This window comes from Catellatospora methionotrophica, assembly GCF_011297335.1.
GTDB classification, from domain to species: domain Bacteria; phylum Actinomycetota; class Actinomycetes; order Mycobacteriales; family Micromonosporaceae; genus Catellatospora; species Catellatospora methionotrophica.
The window spans coordinates 219,370-241,788 of the sequence record NZ_JAAOTJ010000001.1; the positions used below are offsets into that span (position 1 = coordinate 219,370).

Annotated in this window: 21 protein-coding genes; 8 read left to right on the forward strand and 13 right to left on the reverse strand. The window is 72.5% G+C overall.

Features of this window, described 5'->3' with window-relative positions:
• Positions 1-7: 7 nt before the first annotated feature.
• From HAV40_RS01115 to HAV40_RS01125, 3 genes are all read right to left on the reverse strand, one after another.
• Positions 8-469 carry a universal stress protein gene (locus HAV40_RS01115; protein ID WP_166378066.1) on the reverse strand — a complete coding sequence of 154 codons (462 nt, stop codon included), beginning with the start codon at positions 467-469 and terminating at the stop codon, positions 8-10.
• A gap of 120 nt (positions 470-589) precedes the next feature.
• Positions 590-1,246: a phosphoribosyltransferase gene (locus tag HAV40_RS01120; RefSeq protein WP_166378068.1), complete on the reverse strand. Its 657-nt coding sequence runs from the start codon at positions 1,244-1,246 to the stop codon at positions 590-592.
• Positions 1,247-1,308: 62 nt separating this feature from the next.
• On the reverse strand, positions 1,309-3,000 hold the full coding sequence (locus tag HAV40_RS01125) for a SulP family inorganic anion transporter (protein WP_166378070.1): 1,692 nt from the start codon (positions 2,998-3,000) through the stop codon (positions 1,309-1,311).
• 91 nt (positions 3,001-3,091) lie between these two features.
• Here HAV40_RS01125 and HAV40_RS01130 point away from each other — a divergent pair, with 91 nt between their 5' ends.
• On the forward strand, positions 3,092-3,757 hold the full coding sequence (locus HAV40_RS01130; RefSeq protein ID WP_166378072.1) for a hypothetical protein: 666 nt from the start codon (positions 3,092-3,094) through the stop codon (positions 3,755-3,757).
• A 101-nt stretch (positions 3,758-3,858) separates the two neighbouring features.
• On the opposite strand, the gene HAV40_RS01135 is transcribed toward HAV40_RS01130, so the two are convergent.
• Positions 3,859-4,782 (reverse strand): universal stress protein, encoded by a 924-nt coding sequence (locus HAV40_RS01135; protein WP_239086241.1) that lies wholly within the window; start codon positions 4,780-4,782, stop codon positions 3,859-3,861.
• Positions 4,779-7,184, reverse strand: a complete 2,406-nt coding sequence (locus tag HAV40_RS01140; RefSeq protein ID WP_166378074.1) for a phosphoketolase family protein — start codon at positions 7,182-7,184, stop codon at positions 4,779-4,781. Before HAV40_RS01140 ends, HAV40_RS01135 begins: the two co-directional genes overlap by 4 nt.
• A gap of 182 nt (positions 7,185-7,366) precedes the next feature.
• Between HAV40_RS01140 and HAV40_RS01145 the strand changes: the two genes are divergently transcribed.
• From HAV40_RS01145 to HAV40_RS01170, 6 genes are all read left to right on the forward strand, one after another.
• Positions 7,367-7,894 (forward strand): (2Fe-2S)-binding protein, encoded by a 528-nt coding sequence (locus HAV40_RS01145; RefSeq protein WP_409364967.1) that lies wholly within the window; start codon positions 7,367-7,369, stop codon positions 7,892-7,894.
• Positions 7,881-8,876 carry an FAD binding domain-containing protein gene (locus HAV40_RS01150; protein ID WP_166378078.1) on the forward strand — a complete coding sequence of 332 codons (996 nt, stop codon included), beginning with the start codon at positions 7,881-7,883 and terminating at the stop codon, positions 8,874-8,876. Before HAV40_RS01145 ends, HAV40_RS01150 begins: the two co-directional genes overlap by 14 nt.
• Positions 8,873-11,104, forward strand: a complete 2,232-nt coding sequence (locus tag HAV40_RS01155) for a xanthine dehydrogenase family protein molybdopterin-binding subunit (RefSeq protein ID WP_166378080.1) — start codon at positions 8,873-8,875, stop codon at positions 11,102-11,104. The genes HAV40_RS01150 and HAV40_RS01155 overlap by 4 nt, the downstream gene beginning before the upstream one ends.
• 14 nt (positions 11,105-11,118) lie before the next feature.
• Positions 11,119-11,700: an antibiotic biosynthesis monooxygenase gene (locus tag HAV40_RS01160; RefSeq protein WP_166378082.1), complete on the forward strand. Its 582-nt coding sequence runs from the start codon at positions 11,119-11,121 to the stop codon at positions 11,698-11,700.
• Between the two features lie 124 nt (positions 11,701-11,824).
• Positions 11,825-12,775: a TolB family protein gene (locus tag HAV40_RS01165; RefSeq protein ID WP_166378084.1), complete on the forward strand. Its 951-nt coding sequence runs from the start codon at positions 11,825-11,827 to the stop codon at positions 12,773-12,775.
• A gap of 95 nt (positions 12,776-12,870) precedes the next feature.
• Positions 12,871-13,104, forward strand: a complete 234-nt coding sequence (locus HAV40_RS01170) for a hypothetical protein (RefSeq protein WP_166378086.1) — start codon at positions 12,871-12,873, stop codon at positions 13,102-13,104.
• 80 nt (positions 13,105-13,184) lie between these two features.
• Here HAV40_RS01170 and HAV40_RS01175 read toward each other — a convergent pair whose 3' ends face one another.
• On the reverse strand, positions 13,185-14,375 hold the full coding sequence (locus tag HAV40_RS01175) for an FAD-dependent monooxygenase (RefSeq protein ID WP_166378088.1): 1,191 nt from the start codon (positions 14,373-14,375) through the stop codon (positions 13,185-13,187).
• Between the two features lie 169 nt (positions 14,376-14,544).
• On the opposite strand from HAV40_RS01175, the gene HAV40_RS01180 reads away from it, so the two are divergent.
• Entirely contained in the window at positions 14,545-15,459 is a 915-nt protein-coding gene (locus tag HAV40_RS01180) for a GntR family transcriptional regulator (protein WP_166378090.1), read from the forward strand.
• A gap of 55 nt (positions 15,460-15,514) precedes the next feature.
• On the opposite strand, the gene HAV40_RS01185 is transcribed toward HAV40_RS01180, so the two are convergent.
• From HAV40_RS01185 to HAV40_RS01215, 7 genes are all read right to left on the reverse strand, one after another.
• Positions 15,515-16,522 carry a hypothetical protein gene (locus tag HAV40_RS01185; RefSeq protein ID WP_239086243.1) on the reverse strand — a complete coding sequence of 336 codons (1,008 nt, stop codon included), beginning with the start codon at positions 16,520-16,522 and terminating at the stop codon, positions 15,515-15,517.
• A gap of 145 nt (positions 16,523-16,667) precedes the next feature.
• Positions 16,668-17,864 (reverse strand): MFS transporter, encoded by a 1,197-nt coding sequence (locus HAV40_RS01190; protein WP_239086245.1) that lies wholly within the window; start codon positions 17,862-17,864, stop codon positions 16,668-16,670.
• 114 nt (positions 17,865-17,978) lie between these two features.
• On the reverse strand, positions 17,979-18,638 hold the full coding sequence (locus HAV40_RS01195) for a hypothetical protein (protein ID WP_166378091.1): 660 nt from the start codon (positions 18,636-18,638) through the stop codon (positions 17,979-17,981).
• Positions 18,635-19,204, reverse strand: a complete 570-nt coding sequence (locus HAV40_RS01200; RefSeq protein ID WP_166378093.1) for an RNA polymerase sigma factor — start codon at positions 19,202-19,204, stop codon at positions 18,635-18,637. The genes HAV40_RS01195 and HAV40_RS01200 overlap by 4 nt, the downstream gene beginning before the upstream one ends.
• 63 nt (positions 19,205-19,267) lie before the next feature.
• On the reverse strand, positions 19,268-19,876 hold the full coding sequence (locus tag HAV40_RS01205) for a TetR/AcrR family transcriptional regulator (protein ID WP_166378095.1): 609 nt from the start codon (positions 19,874-19,876) through the stop codon (positions 19,268-19,270).
• Complete coding sequence (locus HAV40_RS01210; protein ID WP_239086246.1) at positions 19,876-20,679, reverse strand: fatty acid desaturase family protein; 804 nt, start codon at positions 20,677-20,679, stop codon at positions 19,876-19,878. The genes HAV40_RS01205 and HAV40_RS01210 overlap by 1 nt, the downstream gene beginning before the upstream one ends.
• Positions 20,676-22,253: a phytoene desaturase family protein gene (locus HAV40_RS01215; RefSeq protein WP_239086247.1), complete on the reverse strand. Its 1,578-nt coding sequence runs from the start codon at positions 22,251-22,253 to the stop codon at positions 20,676-20,678. The genes HAV40_RS01210 and HAV40_RS01215 overlap by 4 nt, the downstream gene beginning before the upstream one ends.
• Between the last annotated feature and the right edge of the window lie 166 nt (positions 22,254-22,419).

Sequence of the window (22,419 nt, forward strand, 5' to 3'; positions counted from 1 at the left end):
GGGCGGGTCAGCCGGCGGGATCGGGGACGGCGAGGTCGGCGTGGGGCAGTTCGTGGCCGACCGGCACGACCACGACGGGGCAGTTGGCCTTGCCGATGCACTCCTCGCTGACCGAGCCGAGCACGGTGTGCATCAGGCGGCTCGTGCCGTGGCTGCCCAGGACCAGCAGGTCCGCGTCGGCAGCCGCAGCGGCCAGCACGTCGGCGGGGCGGCCCTCGACCACTTCGCGAGCGATGGCGACGCCCTCGCGCTGGATGGTCGGCAGCGCGCCCACTTCCCGGTCGAGCATGGCGCTGGTGACCTCGCGCGCGGCCGAGCCGATGACGTCGTCGTCGGTCTCGTCCCAGCGCCAGGCCGCCACGGCCTGCACGGTGCCGCCTCGGCCGGCCGCCTCGTGCACCGCCCAGCGCAGGGCGCGCCGCCCGCCCTCGGAACCGTCGACTCCGACCACGATCCGGAAGTTCGTCATGCCGCGCCCCCTACCCCTCGACTGGACGGCGCTAACGCGCCATGACGTGTCAGTGTGTGAGCCAAACCCAGGTCTGGTCTCGGCCCGTGCGCACCGCAGGATTCCGGCGTCTTGCCGCGGTCATGCCGGGTGCCTGCCCTCCAGGATGTGTGCGGAGCCCTCCAGCAGCGCCACGACCTCCTCGTCGGAGGTCTGCCGGAAGTCGTCGTAGCGCTCGCCGACGGCCAGGAACAGCTCCGGGGTCTCCAGGCAGACCACCTCGTCGGCGACCGTGCCGAGCTCGGCGGCGGTGTCGGCGGCGGCCACCGGCACCGCGAGCACGACCCGGGACGCGCCACGGGCGCGGGCGATCTCGCAGGCGGCACGGGCGGTCGCGCCGGTGGCGACGCCGTCGTCGACGATCACGACGGTGCGTTCGGCCAGCGCCTCGGCGTCGCGGCCGTGCCGGAACCGCTGCACGCGGCGCTCCAGCTCGGCCCGCTCGGCCTGCTCGACCCGGTCGAGGGCGTCGGCGGTGATCCCGGCGGCCGTCAGCACGCTCGGGTTGAGCACCCGTACGCCCTCCTCGCCGATCGCGCCCATGGCCACTTCGGGCTGGAACGGCACGCCGAGCTTGCGTACCACCAGCACGTCGAGCGGGGCGTTCAGGGCGCGAGCCACCTCGACCGCGACGACGACGCCGCCGCGGGGCAGCCCGAGCACGACGACGTCGGCGTCGTGGAGCCAGGTCAGGCGCTGTGCCAGGCGGTGCCCGGCGTCGGTGCGGTTGTGGAACATGGCGGCACCCTCCCCCACCATGGTCGTCCCGCAAGAGCCGCCGTGACCAGGACTTCCGTGACTCAGACGGAGGTTTGCGGGTATTGCTCGCGGAACGCGGCCACTGCGGTGGGCAGGGTGTGGAAGATCCGGTCCCGGCCGACTGCCTCCGCCAGCCCGAATGACACCATTTCGTCCATAAGCTCCTGTTTGACGTGCGCCATGCCGAAGACGATGTCGCGCTGGGCCAGCTCGTTGCGCAGCTCCTCGACCGCCTCCATGGCGGTGATGTCGACCTCGACGATCGCCTCGGCGTTGAGCACGAACCACTTCACGTCCGGAGCGTCACTGACCGCGGCCAGGGCCCGCCGCCGCAGGTCCTGGGCGTTGGCGAAGAACAGCGGCGAGTCGTACCGGTAGATCATCAGGCCGGGCACCGTGCGCGCCTGCGGGTAGTCCTCGATGTCGTGCATGCCCGCCACCCCCGGCACGATGCCCAGCACCGCGTCGTGCGGCCGGGCCACCCGGGCCAGCATCTCGGCGACCGACAGCGCGACGGCGGCCAGCACCCCGTACAGGATGTCGAACACCAGCACCCCGGCGAACGCGGCCAGCGCCAGCAGCAGCTCGCTGCGCCGGAACGAGGCCAGCTTGCGGAAGCCGGGCAGGTCGATCAGGCGCAGCGCGGCGTACACGATGATCGCGCCCAGCGCGGCGGTCGGGAACGCCGACAGCACCGGGCTGGCGAACAGCAGCGTGCAGACGACCAGCACCAGCGCGGTCAGCGAGTACACCTGGCTGCGCGCGCCCGCGGCATCGGCCAGCGCGGTGCGGCTGCCGCTGCTGCTGACCGGGAAGCCACGCAGCAGGCCCGCACCCAGGTTGGCCACGCCGAGCGCCAGCAGTTCCTGGTCGGCGTCGACCTCCTGCCGGTGCCGCGCGGCGAAGGCGCGGGCGGTGAGCATGTTGTCGGTGTACCCGACGAGCATCACGCCCACCGCCGGGAGCAGCAGGTCCGCGAAGTCGGTCAGGTCGGGCAGCGTGAACGGCGGCAGCCCCGACGGGATCTTGCCGATGGTGTCGATGCCGTAGTCCTGCAGCCCGAACAGCGCGGTGGCGCCCGTGGCCAGCAGCACGGCCAGCAGCGGGCCGGGCAGCTTCGGGAACTGCCGCTGCACCAGGTAGAGGAAGGCCAGCACGAGCGCGCCGAGCACGACGGTGGCCGGGTGGATCTGCTTGATGCCCTTGACGAACGCCCAGACCTCGCCGAGCAGGGTGCCGCCGTCGACCGGCACCCCGGTCAGCCGCTCCAGCTGCCCGATGATCATGATGATCGCGACACCGGCCATGTAGCCGACCAGGATCGGCTTGGACAGCAGGTCGGCCACGAAACCGAGCCGGACCGCCCAGCTGACCAGGCACAGCAGGCCCACGATGACGGCCAGGCCCGCGGCAAGCGCGGCGTAGCGGCCGGGGTCGCCGGCGGCCAGCGGCGCGATGACCGTCGCCGTCATCAGCGCGGTCGTCGACTCGGGGCCGACCGACAGCTGCCGCGACGAGCCGAGCAGGGCGTACAGCGCCAGCGCGGGCAGCGCCGCCCACAGTCCGGCCACCGGCGGCAGGCCGGCCAGCCCGGCGTACGCCATCACCTGCGGGATCAGGTAGGCCGCGACCGTCGCCCCGGCGAGCACGTCTCCGCGCAGCCAGGTGCGGTCGTAGGCGCGCAGCGTGACCACACCGGGCGCCTGCGGAATCCATCGGGGTCTGTCGGCCATGGTCACTTCTACCGCATGGCCGGTCGCCGCGAAACCCCGCCTGCCCGTGATCGGTTAGGGTCGGGCGGTCCGATGACGATGGAGGTGGACGGTGGGCGGCCGGTCCTACATGCTCGCGACCCGCATGCCGATGTCGCGGGACGGGTTCGATACGTGGCTGACCACTGCCCTGCCCGGCCTCGACGTGATCGCGAACCCGGACGAACTGTGGCGCGGCTGGGGCGCCGACGGCGAGACGCCCGACTGGGACCTGACCGCGCTCGCCGGTTCACCCGCCGCCGTGGCGGCGCTGCGCGCCGACCGCACCCGTACCCCGCTGGACCTGCTCACGGCGCGCGCCGCGGGCGGCTTCACGCTGGCCCGCCACCACGTCGGCGCGCTGGAGGTCTACCTGTACGACTACCACGCCGACACCTACGGCACCCTGACCGGCCTGCTGATGCTCGCCGGAGCGGGCAGGTTCGCCGACGGCGGAACACCGACCCCGGTCCTGTACTGGGGCGGCGACGTCCATCCCGGCCTGCCGTTCGACACCGACGCCGTGCTGTCGGTGCTGCTGGTCGACGGTGCCACGGCCCGGTTCACCGCCAGGCACCCGATCACCGCGCTGCTGGAGACGTTGCGGCCGGTCGAGGCGGCGTTCCTCGCCGCCGTCGTCGACCCCGACGGCGACGACCCGGGCTGGGATCCGTCCGACGTGCTCGACCCTGCGGTGCTGGCGCGACTCCCGCATCGGGACGTGGCTTCGCCTTCGTAAGCGCCGTCCGCTTCCCGTCGATGATCGCTGTCTCCGGTCAGAACCTGCGGTTAGGCCCCACCTTTTGACCCGCGACGGCGATCATCGACGCCGCAAGCCGCTCAGCCGGTCGCGCGGGGCACCACCAGGACCGGGCAGTAGGAGTGGTGCAGGACCTGGTGGCTGACGGAGCCGAGCAGGAGGCCGGTCAGGCCGCCACGGCCGTGGGCGCCGACGACCACGAGCTGGGCCTGCTTGCTCAGCTCGATCAGCACCTTCGCGGGCCGCCCGCGCACCAGGTGTTCGCGGGTGCGTACGTCGGGATGGTCCTTGCGGACCTGCGCGAGGGTCTGCTCCAGCAGGTGGCCCTCCTCCTCGGCGACGGTCGCGGTGTCGTGCTTGTGGTCGTGGTGCTCGCCGTGGGAGTGGCCGCCCGCACGGGTCCAGCTGTGCACCGCGACGACCTCCGCCTTGCGCCGCTCGGCCTCGGTGAACGCCGCCTCGATCGTCGGCACCGAGTCGAGTGAGCCGTCCGCGCCGACGACCACCGGCCCGGCGGCGCGCTCCTCGCCGCGTACGACCAGGACCGGGGTGCGGCCGTGGGCGGTGCACTGCACGGCGACCGAGCCGACGAGCAGGCCGGTGAAGCCGCCGAGGCCGCGGTCGCCGATGACGAGCAGTTCGGCGTCGCGGGCCGCGCGCAGCAGCACCGGGGACGGGGCGCCGGTCATCAGGTCGGTGAGCACGGACACCGACGGGTCGGTCTCGTTGGCCAGCGCGGCGGCCTCGGCGAGGGTGCGCTCGGCGTCGTGGCGCAGCCCGCCCTCGCCCGGCCCGGCCTCGGACGGGCCCATGGTGACGTGCATCAGCGGCCAGATGAACGCGTGCACGATACGCAGCGGCAGGTGCCGCCAGGCGGCCTCGCGGGTGGCGACGCGCACTGCGGCCAGCGACGACGGCGAGCCGTCGGCCCCGACCACGATGGGGCGGGCGCCGCCGTCCTCGGTGTTCATCGCCGGTCCGGCTCCGGCGTCGAGACTGTTCATGCCGCCGCCCGTCCCGGCCAGGTCCAGTCGGTGATGTCGGGCGCGTCCTGGCCGTAGGCGCGGGTGTAGTCGCGGGCGCGCTGGCGCGCGTCGGTCATGTACTGGCGCAGCCCGGCGGCGGTGACCCCGAGCCCCGGCACCCGGTCGATGACGTCGATGACCAGCCGGTAGCGGTCCAGGTCGTTGAGCATCACCATGTCGAAGGGCGTGGTGGTGGTGCCCTCCTCGCGGTAGCCGTGCACGTGCATGTTGCCGTGGTTGGTGCGCCGGTAGGTGAGCCGGTGGATCAGCGTCGGGTAGCCGTGGAACGCGAACACGACCGGCCGGTCCGTGGTGAAGATCGCGTCGAACTGCGGGTCGGGCAGGCCGTGCGGATGCTCGGTGTCGGGCTGCAGCCGCATCAGGTCGACCACGTTGACCACGCGCACCTTCAGCGCGGGCAGGTAGCGCTGGAGCAGGTCGACGGCGGCCATGGTCTCCAACGTCGGCACGTCGCCGGCGCAGGCCATCACCACGTCGGGCACGCCCCCGGCGTCGTTGCCCGCCCAGGCCCAGATGCCCAGGCCGCGACGGCAGTGCAGGGCCGCCTCGGTCATGTTCAGCCAGGACGGCTGCGGCTGCTTGCCCGCCACGACGACGTTGATGTAGTCGCGGCTGCGCAGGCAGTGGTCCATCGTGGACAGCAGCGTGTTCGCGTCGGGCGGCAGGTAGATCCGGGTGATCTCGGCCTTCTTGTTGACCATGTGGTCGATGAAGCCGGGGTCCTGGTGCGAGAAGCCGTTGTGGTCCTGGCGCCAGACGTGGCTGGACAGCAGGTAGGTCAGCGACGCGATGGGCCTACGCCACTCGATGCCCCGGGTCACCTTCAGCCACTTGGCGTGCTGGTTGACCATCGAGTCGACGATGTGGATGAACGCCTCGTAGCTGGTCAGCATCCCGTGCCTGCCGGTGAGCAGGTAACCCTCCAGCAGGCCTTCGCACAGGTGCTCCGACAGCACCTCGATGACCCGCCCGGTCGGCGCGAGGTGGTCGTCGCCGTCGAAGATGCGCGCGTCGAACTCGCGGTCGGTCACCTCGAACACCGCGCCGAGCCGGTTGGAGTTGACCTCGTCCGGGCCGAACAGCCGGAACCGGTCGGGGTTGGCGCGGATCACGTCACGCAGCCACACGCCGAACACGCGGGTGGCCTCGGCCTGCGGGACGCCGGGTTGGGTCACGTCGACGGCGTAGCCGCGGATGTCGGGCAGGACCAGGTCGCGCAGCAGCAGGCCGCCGTTGGTGTGCGGGTTGGCGCTCATCCGGCGCGAGCCGCGCGGGGCCAGCGGCGCGAGGAACGCCATCGGCGCGCCGGTGGCGTCGAACAGCTCCTCCGGGCGGTACGAGCGCATCCACTGCTCCAGCATCGCCAGGTGCTCGGGGTTGTCCCGCACCCCCGACAGCGGCACCTGGTGCGCCCGGAACGTGCCCTCGATCGGCACCCCGTCGACGACCTTCGGGCCGGTCCAGCCCTTCGGCGTACGCAGCACGATCATCGGCCAGCGCGGGCGCTGCCCGTCGAAGCCCTGCCGGGCGTGCGACTGGATCGCGGCGATCTCGTCCAGGGCCAGGTCCAGGGCGTACGCCAGCTCGTGGTGCACCCGCACCGGGTCGCTGCCCGACACCAGGATCGGGTGGTAGCCGAAGCCCTGCATCATCGACATCAGGTCGGTCTCGGGGATGCGGGCCAGCACCGTCGGGTTGGCGATCTTGTAGCCGTTGAGGTGCAGGATCGGCAGCACCGCCCCGTCGGTGGCCGGGTCGAGGAACGTGTTGGCCAGCCAGCTGCACGCCAGCGGCCCCGTCTCGGCCTCCCCGTCGCCGATCACGCACGCGGCCAGCAGCCCCGGATTGTCCAGCGCGGCCCCGTACGCGTGCATCAGCGAGTAGCCCAGCTCGCCGCCCTCGTGGATCGAGCCGGGCACCTCGGCGGCGACGTGACTGGGGATGCCGCCAGGGAACGAGAACTGCCGGAACAGCCGCGCCATGCCGTACTCGCTGCGGTCCACGCTCGGGTACAACTCGCTGTAGGTGCCCTCCAGCCAGGTGTTGGCCACGATCGCCGGGCCGCCGTGACCCGGCCCGCAGATGAAGATCGCGTTGAGGTCCCGGTTGGTGATGGTCCGGTTGAGGTGCGCCCACAGCATGTTCAGCCCCGGGCTCGTCCCCCAGTGGCCCAGCAGCCGCGGTTTGATGTGCTCGGGCCGCAGCGGCTCGCGCAGCAGCGGGTTGGCCATCAGGTAGATCTGGCCCACGGTCAGGTAGTTGGCCGCCCGCCACCACGCGTCGAGCCTGCTCAGATCGTCGTCACGCAGATGCGTCACACCGGCGGTGTGCCCGGCGCCCGGTCGCTCTGTCACCGTCATGTGCCGATCCTCGCCCGCCGGGACATCGCGCGCAGGCAGAATGTCCGCTTTCCTGGAGCCTCTTCGCAGGCCGGAGGCCACGCCGCTGGGTACGCGGCACACTATCGCCATTTGCCGTTATGTGCCGGTTCAGCTGCTATAGCGTGATCTGAAGTGCGGGAACGGGAAGAGGAGGAGCGATGGTGGCTTCCCGGTTGCCGGACGCGGTGCAGGGACCCGGCCCGGTCGACGTGGTGCTCAACGTCAACGGGGCCACGCACGTGGTGCGGATCGAACCCCGGGTCAGCCTGCTGGACTGCCTGCGCGACCACATGAACCTGACCGGCGCCAAGAAGGGCTGCAACCAGGGCGCCTGCGGCGCGTGCACGGTATGGGTCGACAAGCGCCGGGTGGTCGCCTGCCTGACGCTGGCCATCGCCTGCGAGGGCCGCGACATCACCACCATCGAGGGCATGGCCGTCGACGGCAGCCTGCACCCGATGCAGAAGGCGTTCCTGTCCGAGGACGCCTTCCAGTGCGGCTACTGCACGCCGGGGCAGATCATGTCGGCGGTGGCGCTGCTGGCTGAGGGGCACGCCGGCTCCGACGCCGAGATCGGCGAGTGGATGAGCGGCAACATCTGCCGCTGCGCGGCGTACCCGAACATCCGCACGGCGATCCGCGACGTGCGCGACGGCGTGGGAGGAGTGCGCAAGGATGCGACCCGTTAGCTACTCACGCGTCAGCGACGTGGCCACCGCCATCGCCACCGTCGCCGCCGATCCGACCAGCGCCTACCTGGCCGGCGGCACCACGAAGATCGACATGCTGCGCATCTACGCCGAGCCGTCGCAGCGCCTGGTCGACATCAACTCCCTGCCGATCGACCACATCGAGGTGCAGCCCGACGGCGCGGTGCGCATCGGCGGGCTGGCCCGGATGAACGACGTCGCGCTGGCCCCGGTCGTGGTGGACCGGTTCCCGGTGCTGTCCGAGGCGCTGCTGCTGGGCGCGTCGGCGCAGCTGCGCAACATGGCCTCGATGGGCGGCAACATGATGCAGCGGGTGCGCTGCTCGTACTTCCGCGACGCCGAGGCGCGCTGCAACAAGCGCGAGCCGGGCACCGGGTGCGGCGCGATCGGCGGGGTCAACCGCGGGCACGCCGTGCTGGGCACCAGCCCGCACTGCATCGCCACGCACCCGTCGGACGCCGCGGTGGCCCTGGTCGCGCTCGACGCGATGATCCACGTGCAGAACGCCGCCGGGCACCATGCGATCGCCGCCGACGACTTCTTCCTGCTGCCCGGCGACACCCCGGAGCGCGAGCACCCGCTCAACCACGGCGACCTGATCACCGCGATCGAGGTCCCGCCGCTGGCGGCGGCCCGCAACTCGCTCTACCTGAAGGTGCGCGACCGGGAGTCGTACGAGTTCGCGCTCGCCTCGGCGGCGTGCGCGCTCACGGTCGAGGACGGGACCGTCGCCGAGGTGCGGCTGGCGCTGGGCGGCGTGGCCACCAAGCCGTGGCGGGCCCGCGCGGCCGAGCACCTCCTGCGCGGGGCGCCCGCGACGCGCGAGACGTTCGCGCGGGCCGCGGCGGCGGAGCTGGCCGGCGCGGTGCCGCAGCCGATGAACGCGTTCAAGGTCGAGCTGGCGCAGCGCACGATCATCAGGGCGCTGGAGACCCTGACCGCGCGCGGAGCGGTGTCATGACCGCCGCGATCGGACGCCCGCTGGACCGGGTCGACGGGCGGGCGAAGGTCACCGGCGCGGGCCGCTACTCCGCCGAGATCGCACTGCCCGGACTGGCGCACGCCGTGCTGGTCACCTCGCGGGTGCCGAGCGGGCGGGTGGAGCTCATCGACACCTACGACGCCGAGCGGGCCGAGGGCGTGCTCGCCGTGCTGCACCACCTGAACCTGCCCAAGGGCGGCTCGGTGCCGCCGCTGCTGCCGTCGCTGTTCGGCGGGCCCGCGTCGGGGCAGACGTTCTTCCCGATGCAGGACGAGGTGATCCACTACGCGGGGCAGCACCTGGCCATGGTGGTGGCGGAGACGCTGGACCAGGCCGAGCACGCGGCCCGGCTGGTACGCGTCACCTGTCGGGAGACCGCGTCGGTCACCACCGTCGAGCAGGGGCGCGACCGGGCGTACGAGGCGGAGAAGATCTTCGCCGGGTTCATCCCGGGGCGGGTCGCGCGCGGGGACGTCGCCGCGGCGCTGGACCGGGCGCAGGTCACCGTCGAGAACACGTACCACTGCGCGGCCAACCACCACAATCCGATCGAGTGCTCGGCGACGACCGCGGTGTGGGAGGGCGACCGGCTCACCCTCTACGACGCCACCCAGGGCCCCAACGCGACCCTGCACACCGTCGCCGAGCTGCTGAACGTCATGCCCTCGCACATCCGCGTGGTGACCGACCACGTCGGCGGCAGCTTCGGCTGCAAGGCGATGATCTGGGACCATCCCGCCCTGGCCGCCCTGGCCGCCCGCGCGGTGCACCGGCCGGTGCGGCTGGCCCTGTCGCGCGAGCAGATGTTCAGCTCCGTCGGGCACCGCGAGGAGCAGGAGCAGCACCTGACGCTGGGCGCGGACCGCGACGGCCGGCTGACCGCGATCCGCCACCACAAGCTGTCGCCGACCTCGCACTTCGACGACTGGGCCGAACCGTCGCTGGGCGTGGCCTCCCAGATGTACGCCTGCCCGAACTACGAGGGCGTCTACCGCCTGATCAAGGCGAACACCATGACGCCGACGTTCACCCGCTGCCCCGGTGAGGCGTCGGGCATGTTCGTCATGGAGACGGCCATGGACGAGCTGGCCGCCAAGCTCGACCTCGACCCGCTGGAACTGCGGCTGCGCAACTACGCCGAGAACGAGCCGATGAGCGGGCACCCGTGGTCCAGCAAGGGGCTGCGCGACTGCTACCGGCGCGGCGCGGAGCTGGCCCGCTGGTCCGAACGCGACCCGCGCCCCGGCGTGACCAGGGACGGGAACTGGCTGCTCGGCTGGGGCATGGCCAGCTCCGGCTACCCGGTGACGCCGCCCGGCAACCCGCAGCGCGCACGGGCCCGGATCTTCGCCGACGGCAGCGCCGTGGTGCAGTCCAGCTTCTCCGACATCGGCACCGGTTCGGCGACCGCGATGACCCAGGTCGCCGCCGACGGGCTGGGCGTGCCGCTGGAGCGGATGCGCGTGCAGTACGGCGACAGCGACCTGCCCAACACCGCCGCCGCCGTCGGCTCCGCCGGGGCCGGGATGGTCAGCGCAGCGGTGCACATCGCCGCGACCGCGCTGCGCGACCAGCTCATCGCCCAGGCCGTCGCCGACGAGCACTCCCCGCTGCACGGCGCGGACCCGGCGCAGGTGGTCGTCAGTGACGGCCGGATGGCACTGCGCGACCGCCCCGACACCGGCGAGACGTACGCCGAGCTGCTGCAACGGGCCATGATGGCCGACGCGGAGGCGCTGGGCACCTGGATCCCGCCCGGTCTGGACACCCCGTACGGCACGATGACGTTCGGCGCGCAGTTCGCGCAGGTCGCCGTCGACCCGGAGCTGGGCCTGTGCCGGGTGCGGCAGCTGATCGGGGTGTTCGACCCCGGCCGGGTCCTCAACCGCAAGACCGCGCACAGCCAGCTGATGGGCGGCATGCTCTGGGGCATGAGCCACGCCCTGCTGGAGGGCACGATCATGGGCCCGGACGGCCGCTGGGCCAACGCCAGCCTCGGGGAGTACCTGGTGCCGGTCAACGCCGACGCGCCCGACGTCGTCATCGAGACGATCGAGACCGTGGACACGGTCGTCAACCCGCTGGGCGTCAAGGGCGTCGGCGAGGTCGGCATGGTCGGCACCGCCGCCGCGATCGCCAACGCGATCTGGCACGCCACCGGCCGCCGCCACCACAGGCTGCCCATCACCGTCGAAGACCTGCTGTAGCGCGAGCGCCGCCGGTGACCGAACCCGCTCCCTCGCCCGACGACGAACCCGTCTCGGTGCTGTTCACCTGGTCTGTCGTGCCCGGCCGGGAAGCGGACTTCGAACGCTGGCTGGAAGAGGTCAACGAGGCCTCGTCCCGCTTCCCCGGGCATCAGGGCGTGACCTGGCTGCGGCCGGGCGACATCCAGGAGGGTTCGGAGCCGCGCTATCACTGCGTGCTGCGCTTCCGCAACGGCCGTGACCTGAGCAGGTGGCTCACCTCGCCGGAGCGCGAGGTCGTCGTACGCCACCTCAAGGGCATCGCGGAGGAGGCCGAGCAGCGCGAGACGACCACCGGCATGGAGACGTGGTTCAGCCTGCCCGGCCGCCCGGTGCTGCCCCCGCCGCGGTGGAAGATGACGATCGTGTCGTTCCTCGGGGTGTACCCGTGCGTGCTGGTGTTCCAGCTGCTGGGCGCGGAGCACCTGGGCGAGCTGCCACTGCCGCCGGTGGTACGCGCGGCGATCCTGCCCATGATCCTGGCGCCGATCCTGACCTACCTGGTCATGCCGTGGCTCAGCCGCACCCTGCGCCGCTTCCTGTACGACCGCCGCTGAGCGCGGGGACTGCGCGTCAGCGCGGCGGCGCTTATCCTGGCCCCCGACACGGGGCCGGTCAGCCGCATCAGGCTGTGCGTCCCCATCGGACGGGCGTGCGGCGTCCTGACCACGGAGGCGACACATGATCAGGCGGCTGCGGCATACCCGGCGCGGGGCGTTCCTGGGCGGGCTGCTGTCCCTGACCACGGCCGCGACGGCCCTGGCGGGTTGCGCCACACCACCGTCCGGGCTGACGCCCTCGGCAGGCTCGTCGCCGCCGGCCGTGCCGTCGCCGTCCACGGTCGGGCAGGCACCGGTGCTGCTGCCGGGCGGCTGGCAGGTCATCGCCATGGACGACCGGGTGCTCGACCGGGCCCGCAACGTCTACGTGCCGGGAGTCCTGCCCAGAAACGCCATGCTCGCCGCGAACGGCCTGCGCTATGCCGTGACCGGCGAGGATCCGCAGGTCGTCGAGATCGCCGGAGGCAAGGCGACCCGGCTGAACCAGGCCCCGGCGCTCAGCCTGCGCCTGGATCCGTGGTCCCCCGACGGGGACCGGCTCGTCGTCACGACCAGCCGCAAGGAACCGTTCGCGATGGGCTTCGCCGTGATCGACGTGGCGTCCGGCAAGGCCTCCGTGCACTGGGTGGACCGATCCCGGTACGACTGCAGCCAGTGCTCGTTCGTCTTCACCCGCGACGGCAAGGAGATCGCGATGGCGGTCGCGAACCGTGCCGGTGGCGAGGCGGCCGAGCTGGTCGCGAGCGTGCAGTTGTTCGACGCCACGACCGGCGTGCCGACCCGGTCGCTGCCGATCAAGGCGATGCCCGACAGCCCGTTCGCCTGGTCGCCGGACGGCAGCCAGGTGATCGCCCGGCCCGACGGCCTTCGGCAGGAGTACCAGGTCGTCGACACCCGTACCGGGGACGCGAAGCCGTTCCCGCACGCGGCCGTCTGGGCCACCGCGGACGCGCTGCTGGCCGAGGCACAGGGCCGGGTGCTGACGCTGCGCCCCGACGGCTACGTCGCCGCCGAGGTCGCCCTGGCCGCCGGGCTGGTCGGGCCGGTCGTGTTCGGTCCACCGGTCTCGTGACCACGCTCACGCACCGTCCCGCCGACGCCACGGAGAAAGTCCGTTTTCGGACGGCCCGGACGGGGTAGTTGCGAGCCGATGGAGAGGAGCACGAGATGAGCTGGGCCGACAAGCCGAACGGGCACGACTGGTCACGGCGGGCCGGCACGGCCGAGCCGGCCGACTTCGACGGCGACATCGCCGTCCTGCGGCAGCGGGGCAGGCACCTCATCGCGGAGCTCGTGCGGTTGTCCCGGCAGCTGGCCGATCTGCAGAAGGCGATCAGGTCACGGCGTGGGGCGACCGGCGTTTCGCGGGGCGGCGGCTTCTCGGGTGGAGAGCCGCGCTGACCGGAGCCGGGGCCGTGGCCTCACCGCAACGCCGTCGTCCCAGGAGCCGCACCGGCGCGGTTCCTGGGACGACGGGTTTCTCAGTAGGCCTTCAGGCTGATCGCGTCGGCCTTGCCCGCCTGGAGCCGCAGCAGCCGGGAGAACGGGCGGCGGATCATGATCCGGGTGCTGACGTCGCGCAGCCGGATCGCGCCCGCCGACATCGGCAGCATCCCGTTGACGCCGCCCGGCGGCAGCTTCTGGCACTGGGTCACGTAGCCGCGCATCTGCTCCTCGTACGCGGCGTAGGCGGGCCCGTGGTCGCCGCCCGCCGCGGCCAGCTCCCCGGCGAGCACGTATGCGCCGACCAGGGACAGGCTGGTGCCCAGGCCGCTGATCGGCGAGGCGCAGTAGCCCGCGTCGCCGAGCAGCGCGACCCGGCCCGAGGTCCAGTGCGGCATGTGCACCTGGCCGACGACGTCGAAATAGAAGTCGGGGGCGTCCCACATCGCGTCGAGCATCGCCGGGACGCGCCAGCCGTCGCCGCCGTACACCTGCGCCAGCAGGCGCTTCTGGGCGTCGGAGTCGCGCGGGTCGACGGCGTGTCCCGCCGAGCGGAAGGTCAGCATCGCCTTGGCGGTCCGGTCGTTCTCCGGCCGGATACCGGCGCAGCGGCCGCCGGGCACCCCGTGCATGAGGAACCAGTGCGGGTCCATACCGGCCTGGGCGGGCATGGTGTAGTACGCGGTGTACGCGCCGAGCTGCCTGATGAACTGCTCCTCCGGCCCGAAGGCCAGCGCCCGCACCCCGGAGTGCACCCCGTCCGCGCCGACGACCAGGTCGTAGACCTCGGTGCGTCCGCTGCGGAACTCGACCTTCACCCCGTCGGCCCCGTCGGCCAGCGCGGTGATCCGGTCGCCGAACCGGTACTCGACGTCGGCGCGGGTCACGTCGTACAGGATGTCGGCGAGGTCGCCACGCAGGATCTCGTACTCGGCGACCAGGCCCTCGCCGCCGGCCAGGCTCGCGGGCATCTCCGAGGTGCGCCGGCCGTCCGCGTCGACCCAGGCGAAGCCCTCCTCGTGCACCCGGTCGCGGGTGATCTGACCCATGATGCCCATCCGCGCGCAGACGTCCTTGGCGACCCCGCGGATGTCGACGGCGTGCCCGCCGGGCCTGATGCCGGGGGCGCGTTCCACGACGGTCACCGCGAAGCCGTGCCGGTGCAGCCAGTAGGCCAGAGCCGGTCCGGCGATGCTGGCACCCGATATCAGTACGGTGTTCTTGTTCATCAGTCTCTCCCCGATCTCTATGTACGCTGTACGCGTCACCGGGATCACCGTAGAGAGGCAACGTCGTGGACTGCAATAAGCCTTCAGGTGTACTAGTACGCCACCTAGTACACCGACCGAGGTGGACGCCGTGAGTGCTCGCGAGACCGGGACTGGTGTACTAGTACGCGTGAGCACTGAGGCGCCGTTCCGGCAGATCGTCGGGCAGATCCGCGCACAGATCGACGGCGGGCAGCTGCGCCCCGGCGACCGGATCCCGTCAGCCCGGCAGATCACCGCCGAGTGGGGCGTGGCCATCGCGACCGCGACCAAGGTCCTGGCGACACTGCGCGCCGAGGGCCTGGTCGAGGCGGTACGCGGGGTCGGCACGGTGGTCGCCGAACAGGCCGAACCCGCCCAACCCGCCCGGCGCGAGCGGCGTCCACGCCCGGCTGCCGCCGAGCCGACCCGTGAGCAACTCGTCCGGCACGCGATGGCGCTCGCCGACGCCGAGGGCCTGGAGGCGGTGTCCATGCGCCGGCTGGCCACCGACTTCGGGCTGGCCACGATGACCCTCTACCGCTTCGTACGCGGCAAGGACGACCTGGTCCGGCTCATGATCGACGCCGCGTTCGCCGAAGCGCCGCTGCCCGCCGTGCCGCCGAAGGGGGTGCACGCGCAGCTCACGCTCGTCAACCGGCAGCTGTGGGGCATCTTCCGGCGGCACCACTGGCTCGCCCCGGCGATGTCGATCACCCGGCCGGAACTCGCGCCGCACGGCATCAAGTACACCGAGTTCGCGCTGGCCGCGCTGGAGCCGCTGGGACTGTCGGTGACCGAGATGATGCACATCCACCTGGCCGTCTTCGCCTTCGTACGCGGCCTGGCCATGGGTTTCGCCACCGAGGCGCAGGCCGCCCAGCACACCGGCCTGTCCAGTGACGAGTGGATGGAGCGCCAGGGCCAGGCGTTCGACGACCTGGTCGGCTCCGGCCGCTACCCGATGATCGCCCGAGTCGCGCAGATCCCCGACTTCGAGCTGGGCCTGGACGCCGTCTTCGACTACGGCCTGCCCCGCTTCCTGCACGGCATCCTGCCGAAGTGATGCGGAAGGGCACCTTCCACATCGGGAAACGATGGGAAGGTGCCCTTCCTTCGCCTCAGGACGTGTACGGGTTGGCGGTGTAGGTGCGGGAGAGGGCGCCGGGAATGGTGAAGTACTCCGCGGCGACCTTCGCGGGGTCGGTGGCGAGCTGGCCCCGGGCGGGCAGGTCGTTGCCGTCGTCCCAGCCCCAGGGGGCGTTGGCCGAGTTGGTGCTGCAGTCGTAGGTGCCCGCGCCGCAGTCGCCGGAGTCGTCACCGGCGAACGTGCCCGCGCTCGCGAACAGCGTGGTGTTGGCGCGCTGCGCCCACAGGCCGCCGGTCGCGAAGATGTCGATCAGCTGGTAGCGCACGTCACGGTCGTCGCCGCTGCTCGGCGTCTCGGCGACCGTCGACGGGTAGTACACGATCCCGTCACCGTTGATGTTGTACTGCGGGTACGCCTTCAGCCCGTGACCCTTGGCCTCCTGTGCTGTGACCGGGTGCGCGAAACCGTCGTGCGGCGAGGACTGCAGCTGCAGGGTGCCGTCGACGCCCTCCCGGCCGCTGGTCCAGGTGCTGCCGGACGGGGTGTAGGAGTAGAAGTCGGTGTGCGCGACCGTGACCGCGGCGCGCAGCAGGCCGTAGTCGGAGCCGTCGCGCTCGACGACCAGCAGCACGCCCTCGCCGTCGTTCTCGTGCTCGGTCTCGAAGAACGGGTGGTCGGTCCAGTCCCGCGGGTGAAAGAACAGGTACGTCAGGTACCAGTGGGTGCCGGTCTCCACGACGGAGTAGTAGGCGTGCGCGGCCAGGGACACCCCGGCCTGGCCGGTGCGGTCCCAGTTGTTGCGGCCGTTGAGGTCGCCGTCGAAGTCGACCTTCGTGATGTAGTCCGACCTGCCGTTCAGCGCGTGGCTGCCGGTGGCGTCGACGTCCTGGTAGTGGATCGGCGCCCAGCGCAGCGCCAGCTGCGCCCGGGTCACCGCCGCACCCGCCGGAGCCGGCGCGGCCAGCCCGGCGGTCGTCAGCGCGGCGGTCAGCACGGCCACCACCAGGGATCGCCCGGTGACCCTGAACCTGTCGAGCATGAGTGCTCTCCCTGCATCCGAATCGATAGATGGATGCAGATGTTATGCGCCCAGGCGGTCCGCGCATATGGCCGCGCGGCGAATCGCCGGTGGACGGCGATCGAAGATCCCGCCGAGCCGCCACCGTCCCGATCGGACGGGCGCCTCAGGCGGCCTCGGTGGCTGCCCGAGCGGTGCCGTCCCCGGGCAGCCAGCGCACCGCGGCCAGCCCGACCAGCACGATCGGAACCGCGAACACCGCCGCCAGCGGCGCGATGCCCAGCCACAGCGAGCCGAGACCGAAGCAGCCGTACACGGCCAGCGCCCCCAGCTCCGCGCCGAAGCCCGACACCGACAGCACCGTCGCGCGCGTGTGCCCGCTCATCGTGTGCTGCAACCTGGCCTCGGTCAGCACCCGGGTCAGCTGCAGCAGTCCGAAGCAGACCGCGATCGGCACCAACCCTGCGACTCCCCCGTCCAGCGCACCGACCGCCAGCGCCAGACCCGCTCCGGTGATGGTCAGCCCGGTCGCCAGCGGTGTCGCCCGCCAGCGTTCGGCCAGCGCGCTGCCCAGCGCCATCGCCGCGATCAGTGCCGCGATGACCAGCGGCACCCCGGCGGTAGGCACGCCCAGGTCCCGGACCAGCAACGGCCCGTACTCGTCGAGGGCGCTCAGGCTCGGCACCGCCGCCGCGATCAGCACGGCCTGCCACACCCGCCGGTCGGCACGCACCTCCGCCAGCCCGTCACGGAGATTGCGCACGTAAGCCCGCGCACCTGGCGAGCCTGCCGGCCGCACGCGCGCCCGTTCCGGCAGGGCCAAGGCCGCTGCGGCGCTGCCCAGGCAGGCCAGCACGCTGCCCAGGGCGACCAGACCATAACCGCCCAGTTTGTACGCCGGGGCCGCCAGCGCGCTCGCGGCCAGCATCGACACCATGGCCACCGTCGCCGCGCGCCCCGCGAGCGCGGTGTAGCGGTCCGTGGCGCCCTCGGCGGCCAGCTCGTCGTAGAGCAGCGCCTCCTTCGTCCCCGAACTGATCGCGCTGCGCACACCCCACAGCACGAACCCGATCGCGAACCCGGCGTACACCGGCCACAGGAACCACACCGCGAACCCGGCCGCCCGCGCCAGCGCCCCCGCGGCCAGCAGCCTGCGCCGCGAGTACGTGTCCGCCCACGCCCCCGACGGCACCTCCAGCGCGAACGCGACCGCGCTCCAGATGACGAACAGCGAAGTCACCTGCGCGGTCGACAGCCCCGAGTCGGCCATCAGCAGCGCGTACACCGGGAAGAACAGCACACCCTCGTCGCAGGCCCGCAGCGCCGCGTAGATCCGCCCGAGCCTGCGTACCGGCGGCGTCACCGCCGTCCCCCGTCGATCACCATGGGTCCACCCTGCCGGGCAGCCCTGCCATCGGCAATCCGGTTGCCCGGTCGGCGGCCCGCTGATGGACCGCCGACCGGGGCCACGCCGACGTCAGTTCGGCGCGATCACCGGCGGGGTCGGGCGGGCCAGGCAGGTCGGGACCGTCATGACGACCACCGGGCGCACCATGGTGGTACGCCCCTCCGCGCCGTCGTGGACGGCGTAGCCGATCACCAGCGTGTCGGCGGGCGGCAGGTACTGCGGCCGGATGACGACGAAGACGCCGTCCTCACGCAGCTGGTAGTCGATCGGCGTCGTGGCGTGCTCGGGTGTGCCGGGCAGCGGCAGCTCGTAATAGACGTCGATCGTGGTCCCGCCCGTGCACTGCTCGGCAGGCGCGAAGCCCATCACGACGGTGCGGGCACCCGCACGCGCCAGGTCGGCGTTCAGCTTCGCGGGATCGGTCAGCTCGGCGGCGTCGAAACTCACCTCGATCGACCCGTCGGCGTTGGTGCCGACCGAGTACGCCTCAGCCGGTGCGGCCCAGGGCTCGGCCACCGCCAGCACCCCGGCCGCGCCGAGCACCGACGCGGCGGCCAGCGCCATCGCGAGCCTGCGGCGGCCGGGACGGACCGGCGAGGGCGGCGCGTCGGCCGTGGTCAGCACCCGGTCGAGCATCGCGCGGGCGTACGGGTCGGACGGGTCGGGGGCGGCCGGGGCCGGGTCGGCGGCGCGGAGCCGGGCGAGGGCGGTGCTGCTGCGGTCGTTCATGAACGGGTCCCTTCAGCGACGATGGACGGCATGGGCGGGCGGGATGTCGCCGGGGCGCCGGACTCCTCGGTGGCCAGCAGCCGGGCCGCGAACCGGCGCCGGGCCCGGTGCAGCCGCACCTTGACCGCGACCCGGCTGCAGCCGAGCACGATCGCCATCTCGGCCACGTCGAGCGCCTCCCACTCGGCCAGGCGCAGAACCTCCTGGTCGGCAGGCGACAGCCCAGCCAGCACGGCGCGCACCCGCAGGTGCTCACCGACCTGACCGGCGTGGTCGTCCACGACGGCCTCGGCCGTGACGGCCGCCTTCGCGGACAGCCGCTCCCGGCGGGCACGGGCCCGCAGCTCGTTGGCGATCAGGTGCCGTGCGGTGGCGTACAGCCAGGCCCGGGGGTGTTCGGCGGGCAGCTGCGAGAAGCGGCGCCAGGCGACGAGGAACGTGCCGGACACGATGTCTCCGGCCGCGTCGGGGCCCACCCGACGGGTGGCGAAACGCGTCAGCTCCGCGTAATGGGCGTCGAACAGCTCCTTGAAGCGCCCTGCTGCGGCCGCGTTGTCTTGTTCCATACCCGGTGATGTCCGCCTGCCGTGCTCTGGTTACCGGTCGCCGCGGATCTTCTCGTGGCCCGGTCAGTCCGCCTGGTCGGCCAGGCTGAGCCGCCAGGCGTCGACCAGCGGCGCGAACCGCTCGGCGGCGTCGAACAGGGCGTCCGGGCCGAGGCGGTGCGCGTCGAGGTGGGACAGCATCTCCATGCCGAGGTACAGCGCGACCGCGGCCGTGGCGACCTCGCGTACCGGGATCAGCTCGGCCAGTGGCGTGCCCGCGAGCAGGCGCTCGATGATCCCGGCGGCGAAGTCCTGCCATACCGCCGTCTGGACCTTGACCTGCTCGGCCAGCTTGGCGTTGGCGTTCGCCGCGGCGACCAGCTCCTGGACCGCGGCGATGTGACCGGCCGCGCCGTCCTCGTCGTAGAGGCGGCGCAGCCGGGCGAGGGTGTCGGCGGCGGTGGCGACGCCGTCGAGTTCGGCCCGGTAGCGGGCGAGCCGGGCCTCGCTGGTGAACTGCGACGTGGCGACGAACAGGTCGTCGAGGTCGGTGAAGTGGTAGTAGATGACGCCGGGCGCGAACCCGCCGGTCTTGGCGATGGCGCGGGCGGTGCAGCGGCCGTAGCCCTCGTCGGCGAGGGTCCGGGCGGCCGCGTGCAGCACCCGCGCCCGGGTGTCGGCGCGTGGCGGCATCAGATGACCCGGACCGGGCGCACGCCCGCCGCGGACAGGTGCGGGTCGAGGCGGCGGGCCAGCTCCGGCAGGCGGTGGCTGGGGATCTGCGGGTACAGGTGATGCTCCAGGTGGTAGGTCAGTTCGAGGAAGATCGCGGGGATGACCCTCCCGCGCAGCGTACGCGTCTGCGTGAGCGGCTCGTCGCCGTAGTCGTGGTGCGGCAGGTACACGGTCAGCAACGGGTACACCCAGCTGCCCACGATCGCCATCACCGCGTACGCCAGCAGCGCCGGGGTCACCGGCCACAGCAGCACGCCGCCGACCAGCGCGGAGACGGGCATCGCCACCTCGGCCAGCAGCCAGGTCCGCAGCCCCCGGTCGCCGCGGGCCCGCCGCCACGACCACCACCACAACCGGACCAGGAACACCGGCCCGTAGCAGACGGCCCCGAACAGCGACAGGTTCGCCGGGTAGCCCTCCGGGTCGTCGTCGCTGGGGAACAGCCGGTGGTGCTGCAGGTGCGTGGACCGGTACGCGTGGCCGCTCTCCAGCAGCACGAGCCCGGTGAAGAACAGCGCCCACTCGGTCTGCCGGGGCGTCAGCCCCAGCGCCCGGTGCACCACGTCGTGGGTCACCGTCACCACGGACACGAACACCCCGAACACCACCAGCGGCGTCAGCCACCACCAGCCGGCCCACGCCACCAGCACGAAGACACCGATCATCGCGTACGGCCGGACCAGCGCGACCCGGGTGCGCCACGGCGACACGGCCAGCAGATCCGTGCCGACCTCGTTCAGGCTGGGCAGTTTCCGGCTCACGACCGCACCCCCGTCGGCGCGTGCCGCAGCACGTCCTGCGCGACCAGACGGCTGCCCAGCACGCACGCCACCGTGCCCAGCCCCGGCCACGTCGTGTCGCCGACCTGCCAGAACCCGGGCAGCCCGGTGCGGTGCGGCACCGCGAACTGGTTGGAGTTGCGCAGCGTCTGCCGCACCCCGCCGACCGCACCCTGCGGCCGCCACGTGAACCGCTCGTAACTGCGCGGCGTGCCGACCTGCCAGACCACGGCCTGCTCGCCCAGCCTCGGGTACACCCGGCGGGTGTGCTCGACCAGCCTCTGCCCGATCTCCCGCTTGCGCACCGCGTACTCCGCCTCGGACAGCCCCTGCCACCCCGCCAGCTCGGTATGCGTGGAGATCATGACGGCGCGGTGGCCGGGCGGCGCGCTGATCTCGTCACCGGGCGAGGACACCGACACGAACATGTTGTTGCCCTCCCCCAGCGGCCGCCGGTAGTCCTGCATCAGCTGGTGGTGCGTGAACTCCTGCCCCGCCACCTCGTGCTCGGGCACGCCGAGGAACACCACGACCGCCCCGCCCAGGTCGGGCTCGTCGCGTACGAGGTAGCGCCGCAGCCCCGCCGCGACCGGCGTGCCCGCCGCCACCTCTGCCGTGACCGGCGCGGGCAGCGCACTGACCACGGCATCGGCGTCGACGCTGCCGCGCGCGGTGTGCACGGTGAACCCTGGGTCACCGTGTCTACGCCGTCCTAGGAGGCTGTCCTGCCGATCCGTGACGCGCTGTACACGACAGCCGGTGCGCAGGTCCCCGCCGAGGGCCCGGTAGTGGGTGACCAGGGCCCGCCAGAACCCGTGCATGCCGCCCCGGTGGCGGGTCAGGCCAGCACCGCGAATGGTCACCCCGAGCGCGGCGTTGATCAGCGGTGCCCGGTCGACGGTGCTGTGCACGGTGTCCTCGACCAGCATGCCGAGCAGCGACACCAGGGAGTCCTGGCCGCGCAGTCCGTGTGCGCGCAGCGCGTCGCCCATGGTCCGGCCGAGGTGGCGGACCAGCGGCAGGTTCCGCAGCCCGACCGCGCGCAGGTCGTGCAGCGCGTCGGCCGGGGTGCGCACCGGCAGCCGGATGCCGGACCTGCTGGCCGCCCAGAACACCTCGGCGAGCAGGTCCAGTTCCGCCCAGAAGCGCCGGTGGGCCCGGCTGTCGCCGAGGGTGCGCAGCCGCTCGGCGTGCCATCGCGACTGCTCGCGGTGCAGGGTGACGACCCGGTCGGGCAGCCAGGCGACGTATCCGGGCAGCTGCTCGGCGTCCAGCGCGGGTGCGCCGGTGCTGGCCAGCAGTTCGTCGCCGACACCGCCGGGCGCGAAGTCGACCAGGGTCGTCGCCCCGACGTCGAAGGAGAAGCCCCGGTGCCGGAAGTAGCCGGCGCAGCCACCGGCGTGCCCGTGCGCCTCGAAGACGACCGTGGACAGCCCGGCCGCCTGCAGCCGCAGCGCGGTGGCGAGCCCGGCGAGCCCGCCGCCGAGCACCGCGACGTCGCAGCGTCCGGGCAGGTCACGGGTTCGGGTGAGGGTCGGCGTCCGGGAGATGCCCACGGGCGCAACATGATTCTGAACATCCGTTCTGAACACATGTTCAAATTAGAGCGCTTCTCAGGTCGCGTCAATGCCGCGTTTCGATGTCAGCCCCGACCAGCGACTCTGCGGCGTACGCCCAGATCTTCAGGTGGTTTTCGCGTGCCTGCCAGCAAGCTTCCTGGGT